Origin of the sequence: Wolbachia endosymbiont of Culex quinquefasciatus Pel, assembly GCF_000073005.1 — a bacterium.
GTDB lineage: Bacteria > Pseudomonadota > Alphaproteobacteria > Rickettsiales > Anaplasmataceae > Wolbachia.
This window is the reverse complement of the sequence record NC_010981.1, coordinates 1,363,780-1,384,204: the sequence shown is the minus strand read 5'-3', so window position 1 is coordinate 1,384,204 and position 20,425 is coordinate 1,363,780. Positions and strand designations below refer to the sequence as shown.

Below are 20,425 nucleotides of genomic sequence, written 5' to 3'. Positions count from 1 at the left end.
AAAATCGTTGAAAGGAACCGTATGACAAAAATTATAGCAAAAGAATATACAGAATTTTTAGAGCAGCTGAAAGAACAGATTGCTATTAGTCGTTATAAAGCAGCAAGAACAGTAAATAAAGAGCTACTACTACTTTATCATTATATTGGAACACAGATTCTAGAAAAACAAAAGAGCCAAGGTTGGGGATCCAAAGTAATTGAGCAGTTAAGTAGAGACTTAAAGGCTGAGTTTCCAGAAATGAAAGGTTTTAGCACAAGAAATCTAAAATATATGAGGCAGTTTGCAGGGGAATATCAAGATATTGAATTTGTGCAACAACTTGTTGCCCAATTGCCATGGGGACATAATGTATTTCTGATGGACTTAGTTCGGGACAAAGAAGCGAGGCTATTCTACATAAAAGAAGCTATAGAACATGGCTGGTCAAGAAACATCATGGTAATGCAGATTGAACTTGGGTTACATAAACGTCAAGGAAAGGCTATCACTAATTTTAAAGAGAAGTTACCTTCACCTCAATCAGATCTAGCGCATTACACGTTAAAAGATCCATATATTTTTGATTTTTTAAGTATAGGAAAGGATGCTCATGAAAGAGAAGTAGAAAAAGGTCTTGTAGGACATATGGAGAAGTTTTTGTTAGAACTTGGTGAAGGCTTTGCATTTGTAGGTAGACAATTTCATTTAGATGTTGGTGATGAAGACTTCTTTGTCGATCTATTATTCTACCATCTAAAATTACGTTGTTTTATAGTAATTGAATTGAAAGATAATAAGTTTAAACCAGAATACGCCGGTAAAATGAATTTCTACCTTTCAGCAGTAGATGACTTGCTAAAACACGAGACAGATCAACCATCTGTAGGGTTGATTTTATGTAAATCTAAAAATGATGTACTAGCAAAATACACTCTAAAAGATATGACAAAACCAATAGGACTAGCAGAATATCGAATAACTGAAAGTCTACCAGAGAATATAAAGACAGCTTTACCAACGATAGAGGAATTAGAAGCTGAGTTATCTAAAGTTTCAGATAAAGAGAAGTAATGCTACTCAAATCATTCAAACAACTATTTAGTAAGCCAAAAATCAAAAGCTCAGCCTGGGATGCAGCAGGATCAGGAAGAAGATTTTTTCACTTTCAACCAGAGTTAGGAAGTATAAACAATTTGCTGTCTCAAAGCCTTGAAACTTTACGTAGTAGATCACGTGATATGGTGAGAAAAAATCCTTACGCTGCAAATATAATTGATACGATAGTAAGTAACTCTATCGGAACAGGAATAAAACCAAAATCAAAAGCAAAAGATGGAGAATTTCGAAAGAAAGTACAAGAATTATGGCTAAAATGGACAGACGAAGCAGATAGCTGTGGAATAAGTGATTTTTATGGATTACAAGCTCTAGTATGCAGAAGTATGATAGAGGGAGGAGAATGTTTTGTACGTTTAAGAACGAGAAAGCTGGAAGATAGATTTTCTGTGCCATTACAACTGCAAGTACTTGAGTCTGAACATTTAGATAATAAAACAAATCAAACTTTAGGAAATGGTAATGTAATAAGAAACGGGATTGAGTTCAATAGACTTGGGCAAAGAGAAGCATATTACTTATTTAGAGAACATCCAGGAGAAGGCTCATTTGGCGAATCAGTTAGAGTACCAGCAAACGATGTTTTACATATCTATAAACCACTGAGACCTGGGCAAATTAGAGGAGAGCCATGGCTTTCGAGTATACTGCTAAAGCTCTATGAACTTGATCAATACGATGATGCAGAATTAGTAAGAAAAAAGACAGCAGCGATGTTTGCAGGGTTTATTACGAGACTTGATCCTGAGGCAAATATTTTAGGTGAGGCGCAAGCAAATGAGCAAGGAGTAGCATTATCTGGCCTAGAACCTGGAACAATGCAGCTTTTAGACCCAGGAGAGGACATAAAATTTTCAGAGCCATCAGATGTTGGAGGAAGTTATGAAGCATTCATGAGACAGCAACTGAGGGCAATAGCAATAGGCACAGGGATAACATATGAGCAACTAACAGGAGATTTAACGGGTGTTAATTATTCATCAATCAGAGCAGGACTGATAGAGTTTCGTCGTAGATGCGCTATGCTGCAACACAACATTATGGTATTTCAATTTTGCAGACCAGTATGGAATAGATGGCTAGAGTTAGCAGTACTTTGTGGAGAACTCCGTATAGATGAAAAAGTGGCAAAAGCAGCGAAAGAAGAAGTAAAATGGATACCACAGGGATTTGATTGGGTGGATCCACTGAAAGACCAGCAAGCACAGCAAATGGCGGTAAGAAATGGCTTCAAGAGCCGCTCAGAAGTAGTATCAGAAATGGGTTACGATGTAGAAGAAATTGACCAAGAAATAGCAGAAGATCAAAAGCGTGCTGATTCTCTCAACCTTTTCTTTGATTCTGATGTTAGGACACAAACAAAATAAATCTCGTTTACTTTATGGAAATTTTACAAACCAACTGGCTATGTAGGCCGATGATGATAGAGCAAAAAAGCTTTGACCTGTTGTCACTATATAACGGAAAACAACCTATCTTTAAAAAGATAAAACATGCAGTAAATCAGAATATAGAAAAAACAGCAGTAATAGAAATACATGGAATTTTGACCAAAAAACCAGGAGCTTTTGACGTCTTTCTGGGAATGACATCATATGAGCAAATAGAAGAACAAATTACACAAGCATTAGCAGATAGTAGCATAGAGACAATTATACTGGAAATAGACAGCCCCGGAGGAGAGGTAAACGGTATATTTGACCTAGCTGACTTTATTTATGAATCAAGAGCAAAAAAGAGGATAATAGCGATAGCAAATGATGATGCATACTCTGCTGCATATGCTATAGCCTCTAGCGCTGAGAAGGTATTTGTGAGCAGAACTTCTGGTGTTGGCAGTATAGGAGTAATAGCAAGTCATATAGATCAAAGTGGGTTTGATGAAAAATGTGGAATAAAATATACCACAGTATTTGCAGGAAGTAGAAAAAATGATTTAAATCCACATGAGCCAATGACGTCTGAAAGTCTGGAAAGCTTACAAAAAGAAGTAGACCGACTATATGAAATGTTTGTGCAGCTAATAGCACGAAATCGAAACCTTTCTATAGAAGCAATCAAATCAACGGAAGCAGGGCTATATTTTGGGGAGAAAGCAGTAGAAATAGGTCTTGCAGATGGAGTTACAACATTTTTTGAATTTATCAATAATCATAGGAGTGTTAGTATGACAACTAATGAGTTAACTGAGGAGAACTGTCGTAGAGAAATTTTAGAGATAATAAGATTATGTAATATATCAAAGATGCCAGAAAAGATAGGAGAATTTATAGAGCAAGGCTCAAGTGTTGAGCAAGCCAGGGAAGTTTTAATGGAGTTACTTGCAGAGCGAACGAAAAAAACAGAGATACTGAGTGCAATACCACAGAATGCAGGAGAAGAATTGATGATGCAGGTAGCGAAAAGTCGGTGCATTTGATGGTCTTAACCGTGGTATATAATCGCCGCGGTAAATAAGTGTTCAAAACGCGCCACAATTATAACCGCTGCATATAACAACTACAAATATGGCGATAAAAAAATAAAAAAAGGAGAAAAGGAAATATGACATGTATAACCGAACAAAATAATCTAGGTGACTTATTAAAGTATGAGGCATCAAGTCTATATTCAAGAGATCAGATAACAGTAGCCAAGGGGCAAAATCTGAAGCTAGGAACAGTAGTTGGTTATGATACTAAAGATAATTTAATTAAAGCTTTAAATCCAACTGCCACAGATGGGACACAAACGGCGATAGGAGTGATAACAAGCGATGTAAACGCAAAGGAAAATAGTAAAGGAGTAATTATTGCTCGCGGTGCAATGCTAGCAGATTATGCAGTTGTGTGGCCAGCAGGTATCACTGAAGAGCAAAAAGCTGCAGCAATAAAGCAACTTGAAGGACGAGGGATCATTGTCCGCAAGGGAGTGTAACTTAAATTAATAAGGGGGAAAAAGAATGCAAAATCCATTTACAAATACAGCATTTAGCATGACGGCACTAACAAATGCGATGAATATATTGCCGATAAATTATGGACGAGTTGAAAATTTAAATTTGTTTCCAAGTAGGTCAGTAAGATTTAGACATATTACAATAGAAGAACATAACGGAGTTTTAAGTTTACTACCAACGCAAGTTCCAGGGGCGCCAGCAACAGTAGGAAAAAGAGGAAAAAGAAAGGTAAGAACGTTTACGATTCCGCACATTCCGCATGATGATGTAGTGCTGCCAGAAGAAGTACAAGGAATAAGGGCATTTGGATCAGAGAGTGAACTTAAAGCGCTGGCAGATGTAATAACTGATCATTTGCAGCTAATGAGAAACAAACATGCAATAACATTAGAGCATTTGCGAATGGGAGCGCTAAAAGGAATAATTTTAGATGCTGATGGGTCAGAATTATTAAATCTGTACAACGAATTTGAAATCACACCAAAAGTAGTAAATTTTGCACTAGGAACTGCAACAACTGATGTAAAGCGTAAGTGTATGGAAGTACTCCGGCATATAGAAGATAATCTAAGTGGTGAATATATGACAGGAGTTCATGCCTTGGTAAACCCTGAGTTTTTTGATGCACTAACTTCGCATAGTAAAGTGAAAGAAGCATACGAGAGATGGCAAGAAGGAGCAGCGCTTCGAAATGATATGAGGTCAGGATTTACGTTTTGTGGTATAACATTTGAGGAATATAGAGGGCAAGCAACTGACCCTGAAGGAACCGTGAGAAGATTTATTGAGAAAGATACAGGGCACTGTTTTCCACTAGGAACAGCAAGCACATTTACGACATATTTTGCACCAGCAGATTTTAATGAGACAGTAAATACTCTTGGACAGCCACTATATGCAAAGCAAGAACCAAGGAGGTTTGATAGAGGGACTGATTTACATACGCAGTCAAATCCTCTGCCAATGTGCCATAGACCAGGAACATTAGTAAAAGTCGTTGCAGCATAACAATACTGGTAGAGTAACTACAAGTTGGTGAGGCACAAGAGTAGTATATACCTTATTAGCATACTTATGAAAGAATGCAAGAGAATATTAAGAGATTACTAAAAGATTGTTTTGCCCATTTAGGAGAAGTGGCTTTGTATAAATCAAAGGATAAGTCATATATGGTACAGGTATTAAAGCAACAGCCAGATAAATTATACGAGATTGGTGAAGGACAATTTGTGGAAGAAACTTTAGCGTTAGAAGTAAGTGCGTTTGATGTGTTAAAGCCAATAGTAGGAGATGTTTTTGTTATAGGTGATCGAAGATATAAAGTACACTCACCGCCACTTAGAGACAAATCTGGAATAACGTGGAAAATAAAAGCGTCTGGGGTGTAAAATGTCTGTTCATATAGAAGTTGAGGTAATAGAAAATGTAAATGCTAAAAGAAAAAAAATAGAATTAGCAATAGTGAGAGCGTTAAACAGAACAGCACTATGGCTAAAATTGAAGACAGCAAAAGAAATTAGTGAGGAAAAGAAAAGTTTGATAAGAAAGAGATTAAGAATTTTTAAGGCAAAAACTAGCAGATTAGAAGTGTTAATTAGAGCAAATCTCTATGACATTAGAGCATCAACAATTGGTAAAATACAAAAAACAAGAAGAGGATCGAAAGTAGGAAAGCATGAGTTTATAGGAGGATTTGCAGCAGTTATGCCAAAAGGAAATAGCGGTATTTTTAAGCGTGAAGGAAGAACAGCATTGCCAATAAAGGAAGTTAAGTTGCCACTAGAACCTGAGGCTTCAAGGATAATAGGAAATCTTGTTAATTATGAGGTTGAGGAAGTATTTACAAAATTTTTTGAACGTGATATTACAGAAAGTGTATGAATTTCAAAGATTTGCATAACGCAATCTGCACTACGCTGAAAAGAGAAATACCAGCAATTCAAACTTGTGAAATTTATCCATCGATAAGAAAAGAATTATTAGCGCCAGCGTTATTTGTAGAGCTTGTGAGTTTAGAATCGGGAAAAGATCCTGGAACAGAGGAATTAGCGTTGAGAGCAAAATTTGAAGCACGAATTGTAGTTGATGGAACAGTCGAGGATTCCTCGGTAGTTGTAAGGTCATTAGCAGCAGAAGTAGCAAGAGTAGTAAATAAAAATACTTGGAACGTAAAGAATATTTCTCCTGCTGAATTTCTCTCTGCAGAGCCTGATGGATTTAGACCCGAATTAGATGCATATTTGGTGTGGATGGTTGATTGGAGTCATCAGCTTCATTTAGGTAAATCAGTATGGGAAGAGGGGAAAATTAAGCCACATAAAATAGCAGTAGGAGAAATGTATGTTGGAAAATAATTTTGCCATTGCAGAGTTACAGAGAAAAGTAGCGAATATCATTCGTATAGGAGTTGTAAAAGAAGTAGATTATGAAAAAGCAAAAGTAAGAGTGAAAATAGGTGAACTTTTAACAGATTTTCTTCCATGGATAACTTCTAGAGCAGGAGAGGAAAGAAGCTGGCTACCACCAAGCATAAATGAACAGGTAGTAATATTGTCACCATTGGGAGAGTTATCATTAGGAGTAGTACTAGCTGGAATATATCAACAAAAGTACTCTGCACCAGAAAATAAAAAAGAGGTGAGTAGCTTAACATTTCAAGATGGAACAAAGTTGTCATACGATAAAGATAAACATCATTTAGAGATTGAAGTAGTAGACAAAATAACACTGAAAGCTGGGGAATCAAGTATAGAAATGACAAAAAGTGGAATAAAATTGAAGGCAGATAAAATAAACCTTAATTGATGAATAAATCGGTTGTGCGAGTAGGAGATCATTGTGCAGAAGCAACATCACATTTTTGCATTAGCGGCAGTAATAATGTTTTTGTGAATGGTAAATCAGTTTGCCGAAAAGGAGATAATTTTACAGAAAGTAGAGTATTAACTGAAGGGTCAAAAACAGTGTTTACAAATGGGTATGGTATAGGAAGAGTTGGAGATTCAATATCTTGTGGTTCTAAAGTAATGAGTGGTAGTAATAATGTTTTTTCAGGATAAAAATAAACCATCTGTTATACTTACAAAAAGTAAGGTTATGAACATGGATATAACTACTAGCCTATTAGGAGACGTTAGTAATTTAATAGATAGAGCAAAGAATCATCTTTCTGTTCAATTCAACTCTACTCTAGTATTGCTAAACTGGCAAATTGGCTCCAGAATTGACCAAGATATTCTAAAGCACAAACGCGCAGATTATGGGAAGCAAATCATCTCCCAACTTGCAAAAGAACTTCAGATTAAATATGGACGTGGGTTTGATAGAGCGTCATTATTTCGTATGGTGCAATTTTCTAAATTCTTTCCTGATCAAGAGATTGTCGCGACACTGTCACAACAATTGAGTTGGTCACATTTTGTAGAAATTATTGCAATTTCTGATGAGCTGAAGCGTAATTATTATATAGAAATGTGTCGTATTGAAAGGTGGAGTGTTAGAACCTGTACATGATCTCAAGAAAGGAATAAACTAAGAGATAATGTATATAAGTTAGGATATATGAGGAGTGTATACCCAAGTGATATAAGTCGGGAAAGATTTGAGATTATATTACCAGATCTAGAATCCTGTAGAAAAAAAACAAAACCAAGAAAACTGGATTTATATGAGTTATTTTGCGGTGTACTTTATGTGCTAAAAAGTGGCTGTCAGTGGCGAATGCTACCAAAAGAGTTTCCAAAATGGCGCAATTGTTACGATTACTTCAAGAGATGGAGTAAAAAACCGAATGAAGATAGAGAAAGTGTTCTAGAAATTGTCTTAAAAAAAATTAGTTGGAGAGGTTCGTTTCAACAGTGGTCGGAATACAAAAACAAGCTTCTGCATCATTGATGCTCAAAGTGTAAAAAACACCGATATTGCTGAAGAAAAAGGTTATGATGCCGGCAAGAAAATTTCAGGAATAAAGCGTCATATTGCAGTAGATACGCAAGGTTTGCCACATGCAATTTATATTACTACAGCTAATATCGGAGATCGTACTGCTGCTGTAGAGATGATTTGTAACGCAAGAAAAAATCTTTCCGAAGTTCAAAATATACTAGTTGATGCAGGTTATACAGGAGAAAATTTTGCAACTCAAATAAAAACGACTATTGGTGCAACCGTTGAAGTAATAAAACGAAGTGAATTACATACCTTTGTTGTATTGCCAAAAAGGTGGGTTGTAGAGCGTTCTTTTGCTTGGCTGGAAAAGTGTAGACGGTTATGGAAAAATTGCGAGCGTAAACTCAATACTAGCCTACAAATGGTCGTTCTAGCTTTTACTGCCTTGCTCCTCAAAAGATTATGAACAGGCTCTTAGAAGACATTGGTACGAACTCCTTAATCTGTAAATTACAGTAGTTTATATTTAAATAATAATCTTCAACTTTTTAGCAAATTAATCTACCTAGAAACTTCTCTCCTAGGATCAGAAGTCCTTCTTAACTCTTCACGTTCTGTCCATTTGTTGTTAGACTCGCTTATTACTTCAGGATGCATTAATCCACCAGATCTAGCAAAAACACCTCGGTCTATAGCTTCAATAACCGATAAACCTCCCAATAAGCAATTTTGCCCTATCTTTTCATAATTTTCTATTCCTTCATTGCAATCTTCTATTGCTTCATTATAACTGTCTATTTCATCGAGTAGAAGTAGGCCTTCTTCACTCACCTCTACTTTTATCCAATTTTTATTTTCTTCATGAGGGCATAATCTAACTTCTAATTCTCCCAAACTAGTATAGAAAGTTAATACTATACTGCTGCCTTCCGTAAGATCTGTGTAATTCCTTATGCCATCTTCAGTTTTAATTTCTACTTCACTATTGCCGATCTTTACTATATTTCTTCCACACTTTACATCTCCATGGGTTAGTCCTAAATCCCTTGTTCCATCTGTAATCTGCGCAACATCTATTATACTGTCTTCTGAATATTCTAAGTAAAAAGTAGCGTTATCCATTTTTGCACAATTTAACTTGCCGTTGGTCGCATTTTTTGCGATTTTCAGAAATTTATGAGTATGATCAACACACTGTTCATGAGCTTTTATCATATTAGCTTTATGCTCTTTAAACTCCAGTTCTATTTCATCAATAACGTTTAAACTATTCCAGTCACTTAACCTTGCTCCTTTTGATATTAATGTACATACTATATTGCTAGCAACTTCATGGTTTTTTTCTAGTTGGCCAATTCTTTCTAGTATGTAATCTGTGAAACACTGACCTCCATCTTTAGTAAGATTCAATCCCACTCCAGACATGATAGCCTTATCGACAACTTTCTGTAATTCAGCTATGTTTGCAGCTTTTGGTATTTCACTTACAAACTGATTTAGTTGCCTTAGTTGATCTGTTAAACAAATGTCCAATAAACATTGATGTGGTACATAAGTTTCCTCTGTCTCTTGCTCAGTTACCATTAATTGTGATTGAGTTGCCGAGAGTAAATTTATCACTTCAGTATACATATAATCTTTAAGTATTTCTAAATTATTTTCTTCATCCCTAATACTCAAAATCATCTTTAAATCTTCATTGTTTTTATTTTTATCTAAGAACTTTTTCAGGTCCTCAACACCTTGAACGTTATATTTGGAAGAACCATTCTCAAGTTTAGATGTACCTTCAATTAGCTTGTTTAATTCTTCATACAATTTCTTTTGCTCTAAATTAAAGAAGCACTCTGCAACATCCAAAGTACCTTTATCAATTGCAATTTGTAGAGGAGTTTTTCCATTATTGTCCTTTATATTCAAATCAGCTCCATAGCTTACAAGAGAATCCACATATTTCTTTTCAACAGGATAAGTAGCAGCATAGTAATGTAGAGGTGTTTTTCCCTTATAATCTTGTATATTTGGTTCAGCTCCTGCTTTTAAGAGACAATCCACTAAAGTACAACTATCAAATGAATATAGGATTGTTGGAAGTATATGTAACAGTGTTAACTCTGACGCCCCTACTTTAAGATCGAGAACAGTTTTTAGATCTGGATTACTCTTAGTTTTCTGTAAAAATTGTTGGAGTGTTGAAGTATCACGACTATTAATAATATGAAATAACTTTTGAATTAACTTCTCCTGATTCTTTGTTAATTCTGATCTATGCGCTTTAATAACCCATTCTTTTTCTAATAAGCTCCAATTACTTGTATTATCCATTAAGTTCATATTAATCCAAAATAAACTTTGTTTAATGAGTTCGTAGTAGTCATCTTTACTACTTGTTGGTAATTGAGTTATTTCTAATTCCTGGTCATCTGTGCTTGACCATCTTTGCCCAGTGCTTGGTTTCCATTTCGGTTCCTGCTGATTTGTTTGATCACTTTGCCGATTGGTAAGTTTTATAATATGTTCTACAAATTCTTTAGTCTCAACCACAGCTACCCCCCTAATTCTAAATATAGGATATATTATGTATAATATATAATATTGGTCAAGCTTAATTTCAACATAATATTTTTACTACTCATATTTTTGTTAAGTTTTTATGGTGAGTACTACTAGGTGAGTACTACTACTAGGTTAAAAGTTGTTTATTACTGGAAGTTTTAGCCAGTTTTACTATAGATCAAAAAAATTGAGAACACCAGCTATATTTAATATATAGGAATATGATGCTTTAAAGGAGTACGGAAACTGCTGAAGTTTTTACAGCAAACCTGCATGGAGGAACTTCAGCAGAATAAACAAACACATGCCAGTATTAGTAGAGAATTATTTATAAGTCAACTAACTTTTTCAAAAAATACTTTAGTAAAAGTACCATGCTAGTTAAAGAATTGAATTATTGACTTTCTGCAAAAACATAAAAAACATCGTATATTTGTGAGAACAAGCAGCGTAAAAATAAGGTTATAAAAATAGAAGATTTAAATTATTTCAATAAGCTTAGACAAAACAGTTCGTATGTAGATATGGATGAAATGGTCTAATATGGCTAGTTTTAGCGTATAGCAAAGTCAGAATATAAAAAAGTTCGTATGTATCATTTGGTAGACCATGCCATCCCAAAACGAACAATTCTCAGCGCCCTTGGTTTTAACCACTGAAAATGGTCACATTGTTTAAATTTATTAATGCTATATACTACCAAATTAATAGTTGCTCATTTAAGAACCTCCTTCAACTTTACCCAACTCGACACATATACTTTTTGAAAAATTGCTGCAAGTAGAAAAAAACAGGTTACCCACCTTAACTTCTTTAAATTTGCTCACAATCTCTACTTGATGCATAAGGTTTTTGTTACACTCCTTTCATCTACCGATTACCTCTACCTACCGCCTTTACCTCTGCTAAGGTCAGAAACGCGACTAGCTTCAGGACCTTCTAAACTCGACTGTGGCAGGCCACCAAAATTACTGTAATCACTAACACTAAGCGATATAGGTGCTTCTACTGGTCCACACCCTCCTCCTACTCTGTGATATCCTAATTCTAGATAAGTACGTAGCAATGGATCAATTTGTCCTCTATTTTGAATGTATGCTCGCAATTGCACACCTTGAAATCCCGGATCATTCCTGAATAATTGTGAAATGCCCACTCTCATGTTCTGAAAGTAATTTCTATCTCTGTTGGGGTGGTCTCTTCCAAGAAAATCGCGTATTATATTTATGATATTCTGCACTTGCCCAACAGGATTTTCGTTTAGAACTCGATTAATATCACTAGCATTTTCTAATGCCCATAAACCACAATTCCAACCATCTGTTTGCTGACTAACAGAAACATTATTAATCCTGATATTATTATCTAAGTTATTTTGAATGATATCAGTTTAGTTACTTGCAAGGTACTAGAGCACAGGTAATAGAAACATTAAAGTCAAGAATAAGGGGAGGTGGTACTCCTACAGCACAAGGAATATTACAACAAATAAATGCTATCCTTCGTAGAAACAACGCTCGTGAGATAGAAGATGTGCATGATCTACTTGCACTAGACTTTGCAACAGATAATCAAAATTATCGTTATTGGCTACAAACTCATGACATGTTTTTCGCTGCACGACAATATACTTTCCTTGATAATCAATCTCATTCAACTAATGATCATTATGGTTTTGAAATAACTTCAGTAGGAGTCGATGGAAATCAAAATGATCCAACAGGTAGGGGCTTATTAAGTAGTCACATAACTAACTTTAAACAAAAAGTAGATTCGGGTGAAAAAGATAGATTAATTGCTATTATTAATGTAGGTAATCGTCATTGGGTTACATTAGTTATTGTACACCAAAATGGAAATTATTATGGGTATTATGCTGATTCACTTGGTCCAGATAGTGGTATTGACAATAATATTCGAGGAGCTTTAAGAGAATGTGATATTAACGATGATAATGTCCATAATATTTCCGTTCATCAGCAAACAGATGGCCATAATTGTGGCATATGGGTATACGAAAATGCTAGGGATATTAACCAAGCTATTGATCAAGCTTTACAGGGAAATAATAACTTTGGAGAGAAAGGTGAAGGTATTATAGGTTATATACGTGGTCTTCTTAGTGCAGGCATTGGAAATGACACTAGACAACCTCGAAGAAATGAACAATACTTTGAAGATCGGAGAAGAGATATTTCACAATTACTCCAAAATGATCCTAACTTACCTTCTCGCCGGAGTGATTTAATTCAAGCTCATCCAGGAATTCAACATGAAATTGATCCATTACTATTACAATTTTTAGGACTCCAATACCCACAGCGTGGAGGTGGAGGAGCATTACAATTAGGCGGAGAAAGAGTGATATCAATTGATTTTGGTAACCCGCAGTCTGCATTAGATAAAATTGATGGAGTGAGTAGAGTTTATAACCATAGCAATAGTAGAGGTAGTAGGTAGAAGTTAATAGGTGGATGAAGTTTTCTTTACTCTATATTTACGCATTGGTTGTAATCGGTCTTCTAGGTTGTTTCTGCATATTTTATCTTACTATTACCCACAAATATAAATGTTTGTTGCGTAGCTCTTAATGGCATAACTTTTGCTTGAAATAACTGTTTATATGGTGCAATTTACAGCTTTTAGTTGCTAAAATTATAACTCTTAGTTTAATAATTTTAATCCAATAAGCTTTCAGGTTAATAAAATTAAATTATTTGAGTAAATACAATACTATGTTTTTATTTGTGGGTAATAGTAAGATATTTTATGGTGGTGTTTATTAACAATAATATAGAAGACTATTATTAAGACTCTTGTCCGTAAAGCACCTTCATTTGCTCCTCTCATGAGAGTGATATTTCCTTCAAATCAGCTAGTTTTAGATGCTGAGGTTGTGTGCCGTTTAAAATGGCTTCCTTAATTTTGGGTATCAAATAATTTAAACGTAAGACCCATTGTAAAAGATAAGATTTAATTTGAAAGAAAAATTGATGTGGTTAAAACTTGACCTTGCGCAGTATAGGAATATTTTTTATAAAAAGAACAATATCGATTTGAAATGTAAAATTATCATAAATTTTTCTTTTTATTCTCAAATGAATTACTATTAATTCAGTAAACTATATTATTAATATCTCAAGTAAATCAACCATTTTCAGCGCTCAAAACCAAGTGCGGTGAGAACAAGTTTCTTTGGAATCAATTGGTCTACCGCTTGATTCGTGCGAACTTTTCAATATAATGATTTTGCTATACGCTAAAACTAGCCATATTAGCCCATTTCATCAATATCTACATACGAACTGTTTTGCCTAAGCTTATTGAAATAATTTAAATCTTCTATTTTTATAACCTTATTTTTACGCGGCTTGTTCTCACAAATATACGATCTTTTTTGCAATTTTTAAAAGAGTCAATAATTGAATTTTTTGTGATGCTAAATGAGAGAACCTTTTGAAAATATTCTACCAATAAAAAAGCTTGTATCTCCTACCTAACCTCAGTTATGGATTAGAAAATAGATAAAAGTATAACTAAGAAGAGGGAAACAGGGTAAACTCGAGTATTTTAGTAATAATAAGAGGTTACCCATGAAGAAAGATATTACAGAACTGTACTGTTGCGTCGAGGATTTTTGTCGTGCGGTAGATGATAATTTTGCAAATAGGTTCTTATCAAACGGCAAAAAACCAACCAGAGTACCAGAAATAGCGCACTCAGAAATTCTAACCATAATCCTGTTATACCATAAATCACCATGTAAAAACTTCAAGGCTTTTTATCTTTGTTATCTTCAGTTATTCTATAGATCAGAGTTTTCAAAGCTGCCTTCATATCACAGATTTATTGCCTTAAAGCCGCGAGTTTTGTGGTATTTAGCATTACTTTTGCAATGGTTCTGTGAACAAGCGAAAATGACCGGCACTTCCTACATCGACACCTCTACGATTGCCGTTTGCCACAAAAAAAGGATCTCTAGGAATAAAGTTTTTAATCATCTAGCAGAAATTAGTAAGAGTACGTATGGTTGGTTTTTTGGCTTCAAGTTGCACTTAGTGATTAACGAAATTGGTGAAATTCAAGCACTTACCCTAACCAAAGGTAACGTTGATGACAGAAAACCTTTACCAACTCTCACTAAAAGACTGACCGGACTTTTGTTTGGAGATAAGGGCTATATAAAGAAAGAGCTTTTTGAGAAACTCTTCGATAGAGGCCTAAAGTTAGTCACTAAAGTAAAAAAAGGTATGAAAAACGCACTAATTTCACTTAAAGAGAAGATTTTATTAAGGAAAAGGTCGATTATTGAGACTGTTTTTGATTCCTTGAAAAACAAATTTGAGATTGAGCATACAAGACATAGATCGCCAACAAATTTCCTAATTCATGTTTTTTCTGTTCTGATTTCCTACTCCATGCAGTCCAAAAAGCCTTCTATTTCTATGCCTTTCTTTATCGGCTAATCCATAACTGAGGTTCATAATGTCATCCCAGTTTCCTCTTTACTCTTGTCATCCCAGTACTTGATACTGGGATCCAGAAGACTGATTAGTCAATCAGAACTGGTCACGCGCTGGAATGACATCATTTTTTTTTGCATGAAAAGACTGGATTTTCATGATACCCACTTATTAGTTTCGTCTAATTTATTTTACCACTCTGCTGAACGGATACATTCTAACTGAGAGCAAAGCACACTTACATCATTTAACACCTTCAGTGGCTCCCCTAGACTATGTTCCACTTTTGTCTCAAATTTAAATCCCAAATTTCCAAAAAATTCTTGAAAATACTCAATAGTAATGTCACACAAACTTCTACCACTTGCTTTATAATTTTTCAGCTCTTTCGGAATAATAAGAGACACTTTACCATCTTCATATGTTACATTTCTACCCTTACAGTTCAGTTTAAATTCTACTGAACTGTAAAAACCTGGTGTTTTGATATCACTAGCAAGATCACTGCTAAGTACCCTTATACATTCCATGCTAAAACTGAGTTTTAGACAATTGGAACTATGGCAATCCATACTATAAGTTATTATTATATCAGAATCTAACACAAGCAAGCCAAGTGGAAAAAGAGCCTTTAATAAATGCAGAAACAAAAAATGATTATATCCTTCTTGATGATAACTAGTTATCAATTCTTCTATAATAGAGTCATTTGGAACTGTTGCACCAACACGTATAAACATTTCCATAAAGACTACTTTAAGAAACAAACAATAGTTTCTTTTCCCTTTTTCATTCCCTAAAATGAGATCTTTATGTTTTGAATATAGCTCCTCGATAAGCTCATTGGTTATTTTTTGTTTGTTGATAGTAAGGTTGTGTGATCTATCAAGGTCAATATATGTGTTGTAACCAGAGTTTATGCTACTCCAACCACCTGATTTCATTGGTATAGATTTTAAATCAGAATACTTGAGCTTTTTTACTTCAGATTTCAATGCGTTAACTATTTTTTTTGACATATCACAATCTTATATTATATACGTATTACGTACTTTTCATCATAAGTAAAGGTTTTCTGTAAAACTTGATTTACTTTTTATTATACTCACCTTATTAAAAAAAGCGGAGATTTCAATATCTTATTTTAAATTCTTCAAGTTTAGATTCTTGTCTTTGGTTGTATTTATATCACTTAATACTCCAAGTGGCTTATCCAGATTATACTCAAAATTTTCCTCAAAAAAGTGAAATCCAAATTTTTCGCAAAATTTCTGAAAATACTCAATAATAACGTCAAACAAATTCTTATCATTTGCTTTGTAATTTTTCAGCTCCTTAGGAATAGTGAGAGAAACCTTACCTTCTTCATATATCACATTTTCACCTTCACATTTTAGTTTAAACTCCACTGAGTTTTGTAAATCACATACTAAAATTTTATTACCGTTATATATACCATCATTTACGCTAAAACTGAACTTCAGATAATTTGGATCTTCACAACTTATACAGGTCCTTTCTCTGTAAGAAGGAATTAAATAGTGGAATGAATACATGCACAATCCAAAAGAACGAAGTGCTTGACTTTGAGAAGAAAAGAATTGCTTGTACCCAGACCTGTTATAATAAGTTATCAATTCTTCCATAATAGAGTCATTTGGAACTGCTGCACCGGCGTGTACAAATACTTCCGTGAAGATTTGCTTAAGAAACAGACGATAACTCCCTTTTTTGTCCTTATCTTCTGTAATGAGATTTTCATGTTTTAAATATAAATTTTTAATGAAATCATTAGTTATTGCCTTCCCATTAATAACAAGGTCACAAACAAATTCATATTCACTATTGAAGTCCATATCCAAATCCTTATATGTTCTATAATCAGAACTTTCTGTAGACTTCAAATCAGCATATCTCCTCTCCCTCGCCTTATCTTTCAACTCATTAATCATTTTTTTTGACATATATACTATTAATAGCTCTTATACTATAATATATATATAACTATTAACCTTTTAATAATATAGACTATCAACTGTAACCTGAGTTACTTTCCGGTTTACACTTGATTACTTTAACGATAGATTTTCCAATTCCATCTGATCTACTTGTACTTTTTCTAACTCACTTTTTACCTGCTTATGGTATAAGTTTTCTCTTCTCGCCCAAGATAGATCACTATCTATTATATAAACGTAATTGCCATTGTCCTCTTCGAAGCAAAACAGCTTCAGTTTACTTTCGTCTTGACCAATTAATTCACTACGAATTACTTCTACAGTATAAAATTGACCCAAATTCATACTTACTTCAGGATGTTGCATATACCTTAACACCCGTGGCTCATATAATTTTCTTATCTCACCATTTTTGAGATCACCTATTGTACACTCTATCTTCTTTAATCCGTATTTAATAACTCTCACTAATCTCTTCGTCTCATAATCCCACAGCTGTTCTTCTTCCAATCTTTTACATGCGGTAAAAAATTGTGATTCTTCTCTTTGCATAAACCGAGATAAACGTTCTGCCAACTCATAGCACATTTTTTCTTGACTCAGTATTTCTCTTTTATATTGAGCTAAAATATTAATCGCTATACTTGGACAACTTACTGCAATCAAGTCATTATTTAAATCCGTTTTAATAATTTTGCCGCTCTCTTGATTAACATGTACAGTAACTTGCCCTAACAAAATTCCCTTAGAAATCGTTATGTCTTTTCCTATATGAGTGTCAATGGCTTTTAAAGAATCAAAGTCTATATATATTGCACCTTTCTCTCCTGTCATTTTTTCTGAAAGAGCAAGAGCAATCAATCTAAAGGTATCTATTTCAACAGCAAAATACATCCTTTGCTCCTCTGACATATTATACATATTCTTAAAGAAATCCTTTATGCTAATGTCTTCACCATCTACCTTCCATCCTGTATCTATTTCGCTCCAGTCGTATTGGTGTAAATCTACAACATGCACTCCTTCCATTCCTTTCAGTTCACGCTTTAAATCATCTATTTGATTTTCTTCAAATCCAGGACCATTTATAACCAGATATATGTCCCTCTCCTCTTCATTTGTTAATTTATGATTTTTGATTATATCTAAGTAACTAAGATCACTATTCTTACCATTCAGTAGAGACGCACCATATACTCTTGGCACCCAAGTTAGTATTATTGGTGCTTTATTTGATAATTTTTTTATATTACCGATCATTGTTTTACCTCACAACATTCACGGCATAATAAAACATTAGTAAAAAAATTCAACCAATTGCTTTCACATTCTTTTAAAAACCTCAGTTATGGATTAGAAAATAGATAAAAGTATAACTAAGAAGAGGGAAACAGGGTAAACTCGAGTATTTTAGTAATAATAAGAGGTTACCCATGAAGAAAGATATTACAGAACTGTACTGTTGCGTCGAGGATTTTTGTCGTGCGGTAGATGATAATTTTGCAAATAGGTTCTTATCAAACGGCAAAAAACCAACCAGAGTACCAGAAATAGCGCACTCAGAAATTCTAACCATAATCCTGTTATACCATAAATCACCATGTAAAAACTTCAAGGCTTTTTATCTTTGTTATCTTCAGTTATTCTATAGATCAGAGTTTTCAAAGCTGCCTTCATATCACAGATTTATTGCCTTAAAGCCGCGAGTTTTGTGGTATTTAGCATTACTTTTGCAATGGTTCTGTGAACAAGCGAAAATGACCGGCACTTCCTACATCGACACCTCTACGATTGCCGTTTGCCACAAAAAAAGGATCTCTAGGAATAAAGTTTTTAATCATCTAGCAGAAATTAGTAAGAGTACGTATGGTTGGTTTTTTGGCTTCAAGTTGCACTTAGTGATTAACGAAATTGGTGAAATTCAAGCACTTACCCTAACCAAAGGTAACGTTGATGACAGAAAACCTTTACCAACTCTCACTAAAAGACTGACCGGACTTTTGTTTGGAGATAAGGGCTATATAAAGAAAGAGCTTTTTGAGAAACTCTTCGATAGAGGCCTAAAGTTAGTCACTAAAGTAAAAAAAGGTATGAAAAACGCACTAATTTCACTTAAAGAGAAGATTTTATTAAGGAAAAGGTCGATTATTGAGACTGTTTTTGATTCCTTGAAAAACAAATTTGAGATTGAGCATACAAGACATAGATCGCCAACAAATTTCCTAATTCATGTTTTTTCTGTTCTGATTTCCTACTCCATGCAGTCCAAAAAGCCTTCTATTTCTATGCCTTTCTTTATCGGCTAATCCATAACTGAGGTTAAAAGAAGACAATTTTATTGGCATCCGTTCAGCAGAGTGATAGAATCAGTTAGACGAGAAAAGAAAACTATAGGGTCAATTTGTGACACTAAAATCCAGAAAATTTAATTTCAAACCAGCACTTTCTTCCTTGTCATTCCAGCACGTGACCAGTTCTTATTGCCTGCTCTGGACCCCAGTGTTAGCTACTTGAATAACAATAAAGGGAGTCCTCATTCCCCTAAACAAATACTTTTATTGTGCTTTGCGCTTCAAGCCATTGACGGCATATACATCTGGCTCATCTATCACCTTCAGTGGCTTGCCAAGGTTGTGCTCTATGTTTATATTATGCTCAGAATCATACTCTATCCTTGTATCAAACTTAAAGCCCAATTTCTCGCAGAGCTTTTTAAAGTATTCAACAAGCTTATTAATAATATCAGTAAGCTTATCAAGCAGACTGTCATCGCCAGCTTTGTAGTCTTTTAACTCTTTAGGGATTGTAAGCAACACTTTACCATCTTCATATGTCACATTTCCATCCTTACATTTTAGTTTAAACTCTGCTGAACAGGATAAATTGCATTTTATAATCAGACCATTATCAAAGACACATTTAGTTCTTTGACTAAAACTGAACTTTAAACAATCAGGTTTATCACAATCCATACCAATTGTTTGTTCTCTTTCATTACCTAGTATCAACAAATCAAACGGATTAAGAGCACTCTGCTGCTGATAACACAAACAACTAGAATATCCTGCCTGATTATAGTTAGTTATCAACTCTTCAATAATAGAGTTATTGGGAGTTGCTGCACCAACATGTTCGAACATTTCTATAAAAACTCGTTTGAGAAATGGACGATAGTTGTTCTGTCCATTTTCACCTTCTAAAATCATACCCCTATTATCTGAGAATAGTGTATTGATAAAATCATTAGTTACTTTTTGTCCATTAATAGTGATATCACTGCATCTATTGAGATCTTTATATGTTACATTGCCAGAGTAAATGTCATACCAACCACTTGAGCTTAATCCTTTAGCTCCTAAATCAGCATATTTGAGCTCTTTTACTTGAGATTTTAATGTATTAACTATTTTCCTTGACATAATAAGCTTTATAATTACTTTATATGTATATAATATTAACATATACTGCGTTAATTGTCAACTGTAAGAACTTTTGCTCCGTAAAGTTTTCAGTCTCTGCTTTAA

General features: G+C 34.3%; 20 protein-coding genes and 1 pseudogene. 15 read left to right on the top strand and 6 right to left on the bottom strand.

What is annotated here, in order from left to right; genetic code table 11:
* Positions 1 to 21: 21 nt before the first annotated feature.
* The 12 genes from WP_RS06525 (at position 22) to WP_RS07245 (ending at position 8,390) form a co-directional block, all read left to right on the top strand.
* Positions 22 to 1,053 carry a PDDEXK nuclease domain-containing protein gene (locus WP_RS06525; protein WP_012482036.1) on the top strand — a complete coding sequence of 344 codons (1,032 nt, stop codon included), beginning with the start codon at positions 22 to 24 and terminating at the stop codon, positions 1,051 to 1,053.
* Positions 1,053 to 2,465: a phage portal protein gene (locus tag WP_RS06520; RefSeq protein ID WP_007301845.1), complete on the top strand. Its 1,413-nt coding sequence runs from the start codon at positions 1,053 to 1,055 to the stop codon at positions 2,463 to 2,465. The genes WP_RS06525 and WP_RS06520 overlap by 1 nt, the downstream gene beginning before the upstream one ends.
* A gap of 14 nt (positions 2,466 to 2,479) precedes the next feature.
* Positions 2,480 to 3,517: a S49 family peptidase gene (locus tag WP_RS06515; RefSeq protein ID WP_012482035.1), complete on the top strand. Its 1,038-nt coding sequence runs from the start codon at positions 2,480 to 2,482 to the stop codon at positions 3,515 to 3,517.
* Positions 3,518 to 3,642: 125 nt separating this feature from the next.
* Positions 3,643 to 4,014, top strand: coding sequence for a head decoration protein (locus WP_RS06510; protein WP_012482034.1), 372 nt, complete (start codon positions 3,643 to 3,645; stop codon positions 4,012 to 4,014).
* Between the two features lie 25 nt (positions 4,015 to 4,039).
* Complete coding sequence (locus WP_RS06505) at positions 4,040 to 5,044, top strand: major capsid protein (protein WP_012482033.1); 1,005 nt, start codon at positions 4,040 to 4,042, stop codon at positions 5,042 to 5,044.
* Between the two features lie 74 nt (positions 5,045 to 5,118).
* Positions 5,119 to 5,424 (top strand): head-tail joining protein, encoded by a 306-nt coding sequence (locus tag WP_RS06500; RefSeq protein ID WP_007301839.1) that lies wholly within the window; start codon positions 5,119 to 5,121, stop codon positions 5,422 to 5,424.
* Between the two features lies 1 nt (position 5,425).
* Positions 5,426 to 5,917 (top strand): phage tail protein, encoded by a 492-nt coding sequence (locus WP_RS06495; RefSeq protein WP_007301838.1) that lies wholly within the window; start codon positions 5,426 to 5,428, stop codon positions 5,915 to 5,917.
* Complete coding sequence (locus tag WP_RS06490) at positions 5,914 to 6,390, top strand: hypothetical protein (protein WP_007301837.1); 477 nt, start codon at positions 5,914 to 5,916, stop codon at positions 6,388 to 6,390. The genes WP_RS06495 and WP_RS06490 overlap by 4 nt, the downstream gene beginning before the upstream one ends.
* Positions 6,377 to 6,841 (top strand): phage baseplate assembly protein V, encoded by a 465-nt coding sequence (locus WP_RS06485; RefSeq protein ID WP_012482032.1) that lies wholly within the window; start codon positions 6,377 to 6,379, stop codon positions 6,839 to 6,841. The genes WP_RS06490 and WP_RS06485 overlap by 14 nt, the downstream gene beginning before the upstream one ends.
* Positions 6,841 to 7,095, top strand: coding sequence for a PAAR domain-containing protein (locus tag WP_RS06480; protein ID WP_012482031.1), 255 nt, complete (start codon positions 6,841 to 6,843; stop codon positions 7,093 to 7,095). The genes WP_RS06485 and WP_RS06480 overlap by 1 nt, the downstream gene beginning before the upstream one ends.
* A 37-nt stretch (positions 7,096 to 7,132) precedes the next feature.
* Entirely contained in the window at positions 7,133 to 7,549 is a 417-nt protein-coding gene (locus WP_RS06475; RefSeq protein WP_158307662.1) for a DUF1016 N-terminal domain-containing protein, read from the top strand.
* A gap of 48 nt (positions 7,550 to 7,597) precedes the next feature.
* Positions 7,598 to 8,390, top strand: a protein-coding gene (locus WP_RS07245) for an IS5 family transposase (protein ID WP_087740684.1) whose coding sequence is annotated in 2 segments (ribosomal slippage) — positions 7,598 to 7,861 and positions 7,863 to 8,390 — 792 coding nt in all. Because the reading frame shifts where the segments join, the coding sequence is not laid out codon by codon here.
* Positions 8,391 to 8,485: 95 nt separating this feature from the next.
* On the opposite strand, the gene WP_RS06460 is transcribed toward WP_RS07245, so the two are convergent.
* Both WP_RS06460 and WP_RS07445 read right to left on the bottom strand, forming a co-directional pair.
* Positions 8,486 to 10,468, bottom strand: coding sequence for an ankyrin repeat domain-containing protein (locus WP_RS06460; RefSeq protein ID WP_007301831.1), 1,983 nt, complete (start codon positions 10,466 to 10,468; stop codon positions 8,486 to 8,488).
* An 895-nt stretch (positions 10,469 to 11,363) separates the two neighbouring features.
* Entirely contained in the window at positions 11,364 to 11,720 is a 357-nt protein-coding gene (locus WP_RS07445; protein ID WP_012482029.1) for a hypothetical protein, read from the bottom strand.
* A gap of 149 nt (positions 11,721 to 11,869) precedes the next feature.
* Between WP_RS07445 and WP_RS06450 the strand changes: the two are divergent.
* Positions 11,870 to 12,940: pseudogene (locus tag WP_RS06450) on the top strand (C48 family peptidase); the annotation flags it as partial.
* 1,133 nt (positions 12,941 to 14,073) lie between these two features.
* Positions 14,074 to 14,946 carry an IS982-like element ISWpi16 family transposase gene (locus WP_RS06445; RefSeq protein WP_007301954.1) on the top strand — a complete coding sequence of 291 codons (873 nt, stop codon included), beginning with the start codon at positions 14,074 to 14,076 and terminating at the stop codon, positions 14,944 to 14,946.
* 188 nt (positions 14,947 to 15,134) lie between these two features.
* Here WP_RS06445 and WP_RS06440 read toward each other — a convergent pair whose 3' ends face one another.
* From WP_RS06440 to WP_RS06430, 3 genes are all read right to left on the bottom strand, one after another.
* Positions 15,135 to 15,962, bottom strand: a complete 828-nt coding sequence (locus WP_RS06440) for a hypothetical protein (protein ID WP_007302638.1) — start codon at positions 15,960 to 15,962, stop codon at positions 15,135 to 15,137.
* Between the two features lie 120 nt (positions 15,963 to 16,082).
* Positions 16,083 to 16,907, bottom strand: coding sequence for a hypothetical protein (locus WP_RS06435; protein WP_007302637.1), 825 nt, complete (start codon positions 16,905 to 16,907; stop codon positions 16,083 to 16,085).
* Between the two features lie 105 nt (positions 16,908 to 17,012).
* A complete protein-coding gene (locus WP_RS06430) occupies positions 17,013 to 18,161 on the bottom strand; it encodes a hypothetical protein (RefSeq protein ID WP_007302636.1) in 1,149 nt (382 codons plus the stop codon).
* A 173-nt stretch (positions 18,162 to 18,334) separates the two neighbouring features.
* On the opposite strand from WP_RS06430, the gene WP_RS06425 reads away from it, so the two are divergent.
* The gene (locus WP_RS06425) at positions 18,335 to 19,207 is read left to right on the top strand and encodes an IS982-like element ISWpi16 family transposase (RefSeq protein WP_007301954.1); all 873 of its coding nucleotides are present in this window, start codon (positions 18,335 to 18,337) and stop codon (positions 19,205 to 19,207) included.
* 249 nt (positions 19,208 to 19,456) lie between these two features.
* Here the strand turns inward: WP_RS06425 and WP_RS06420 are convergent, their stop codons facing one another.
* Positions 19,457 to 20,320: a hypothetical protein gene (locus tag WP_RS06420; protein ID WP_007302635.1), complete on the bottom strand. Its 864-nt coding sequence runs from the start codon at positions 20,318 to 20,320 to the stop codon at positions 19,457 to 19,459.
* Positions 20,321 to 20,425 lie beyond the last annotated feature (105 nt).

What these genes read in the sequence shown, in the direction of transcription:
- WP_RS06525 (WP_012482036.1), top strand. Translation starts at nt 22, where the DNA reads ATGACAAAAATTATAGCAAAAGAATATACAGAATTTTTAGAGCAGCTG.
- WP_RS06520 (WP_007301845.1), top strand. Translation starts at nt 1,053, where the DNA reads ATGCTACTCAAATCATTCAAACAACTATTTAGTAAGCCAAAAATCAAA.
- WP_RS06515 (WP_012482035.1), top strand. Translation starts at nt 2,480, where the DNA reads ATGGAAATTTTACAAACCAACTGGCTATGTAGGCCGATGATGATAGAG.
- WP_RS06510 (WP_012482034.1), top strand. Translation starts at nt 3,643, where the DNA reads ATGACATGTATAACCGAACAAAATAATCTAGGTGACTTATTAAAGTAT.
- WP_RS06505 (WP_012482033.1), top strand. Translation starts at nt 4,040, where the DNA reads ATGCAAAATCCATTTACAAATACAGCATTTAGCATGACGGCACTAACA.
- WP_RS06500 (WP_007301839.1), top strand. Translation starts at nt 5,119, where the DNA reads ATGCAAGAGAATATTAAGAGATTACTAAAAGATTGTTTTGCCCATTTA.
- WP_RS06495 (WP_007301838.1), top strand. Translation starts at nt 5,426, where the DNA reads ATGTCTGTTCATATAGAAGTTGAGGTAATAGAAAATGTAAATGCTAAA.
- WP_RS06490 (WP_007301837.1), top strand. Translation starts at nt 5,914, where the DNA reads ATGAATTTCAAAGATTTGCATAACGCAATCTGCACTACGCTGAAAAGA.
- WP_RS06485 (WP_012482032.1), top strand. Translation starts at nt 6,377, where the DNA reads ATGTTGGAAAATAATTTTGCCATTGCAGAGTTACAGAGAAAAGTAGCG.
- WP_RS06480 (WP_012482031.1), top strand. Translation starts at nt 6,841, where the DNA reads ATGAATAAATCGGTTGTGCGAGTAGGAGATCATTGTGCAGAAGCAACA.
- WP_RS06475 (WP_158307662.1), top strand. Translation starts at nt 7,133, where the DNA reads ATGAACATGGATATAACTACTAGCCTATTAGGAGACGTTAGTAATTTA.
- WP_RS06445 (WP_007301954.1), top strand. Translation starts at nt 14,074, where the DNA reads ATGAAGAAAGATATTACAGAACTGTACTGTTGCGTCGAGGATTTTTGT.
- WP_RS06440 (WP_007302638.1), bottom strand. Translation starts at nt 15,962, where the DNA reads ATGTCAAAAAAAATAGTTAACGCATTGAAATCTGAAGTAAAAAAGCTC.
- WP_RS06435 (WP_007302637.1), bottom strand. Translation starts at nt 16,907, where the DNA reads ATGTCAAAAAAAATGATTAATGAGTTGAAAGATAAGGCGAGGGAGAGG.
- WP_RS06430 (WP_007302636.1), bottom strand. Translation starts at nt 18,161, where the DNA reads ATGATCGGTAATATAAAAAAATTATCAAATAAAGCACCAATAATACTA.
- WP_RS06425 (WP_007301954.1), top strand. Translation starts at nt 18,335, where the DNA reads ATGAAGAAAGATATTACAGAACTGTACTGTTGCGTCGAGGATTTTTGT.
- WP_RS06420 (WP_007302635.1), bottom strand. Translation starts at nt 20,320, where the DNA reads ATGTCAAGGAAAATAGTTAATACATTAAAATCTCAAGTAAAAGAGCTC.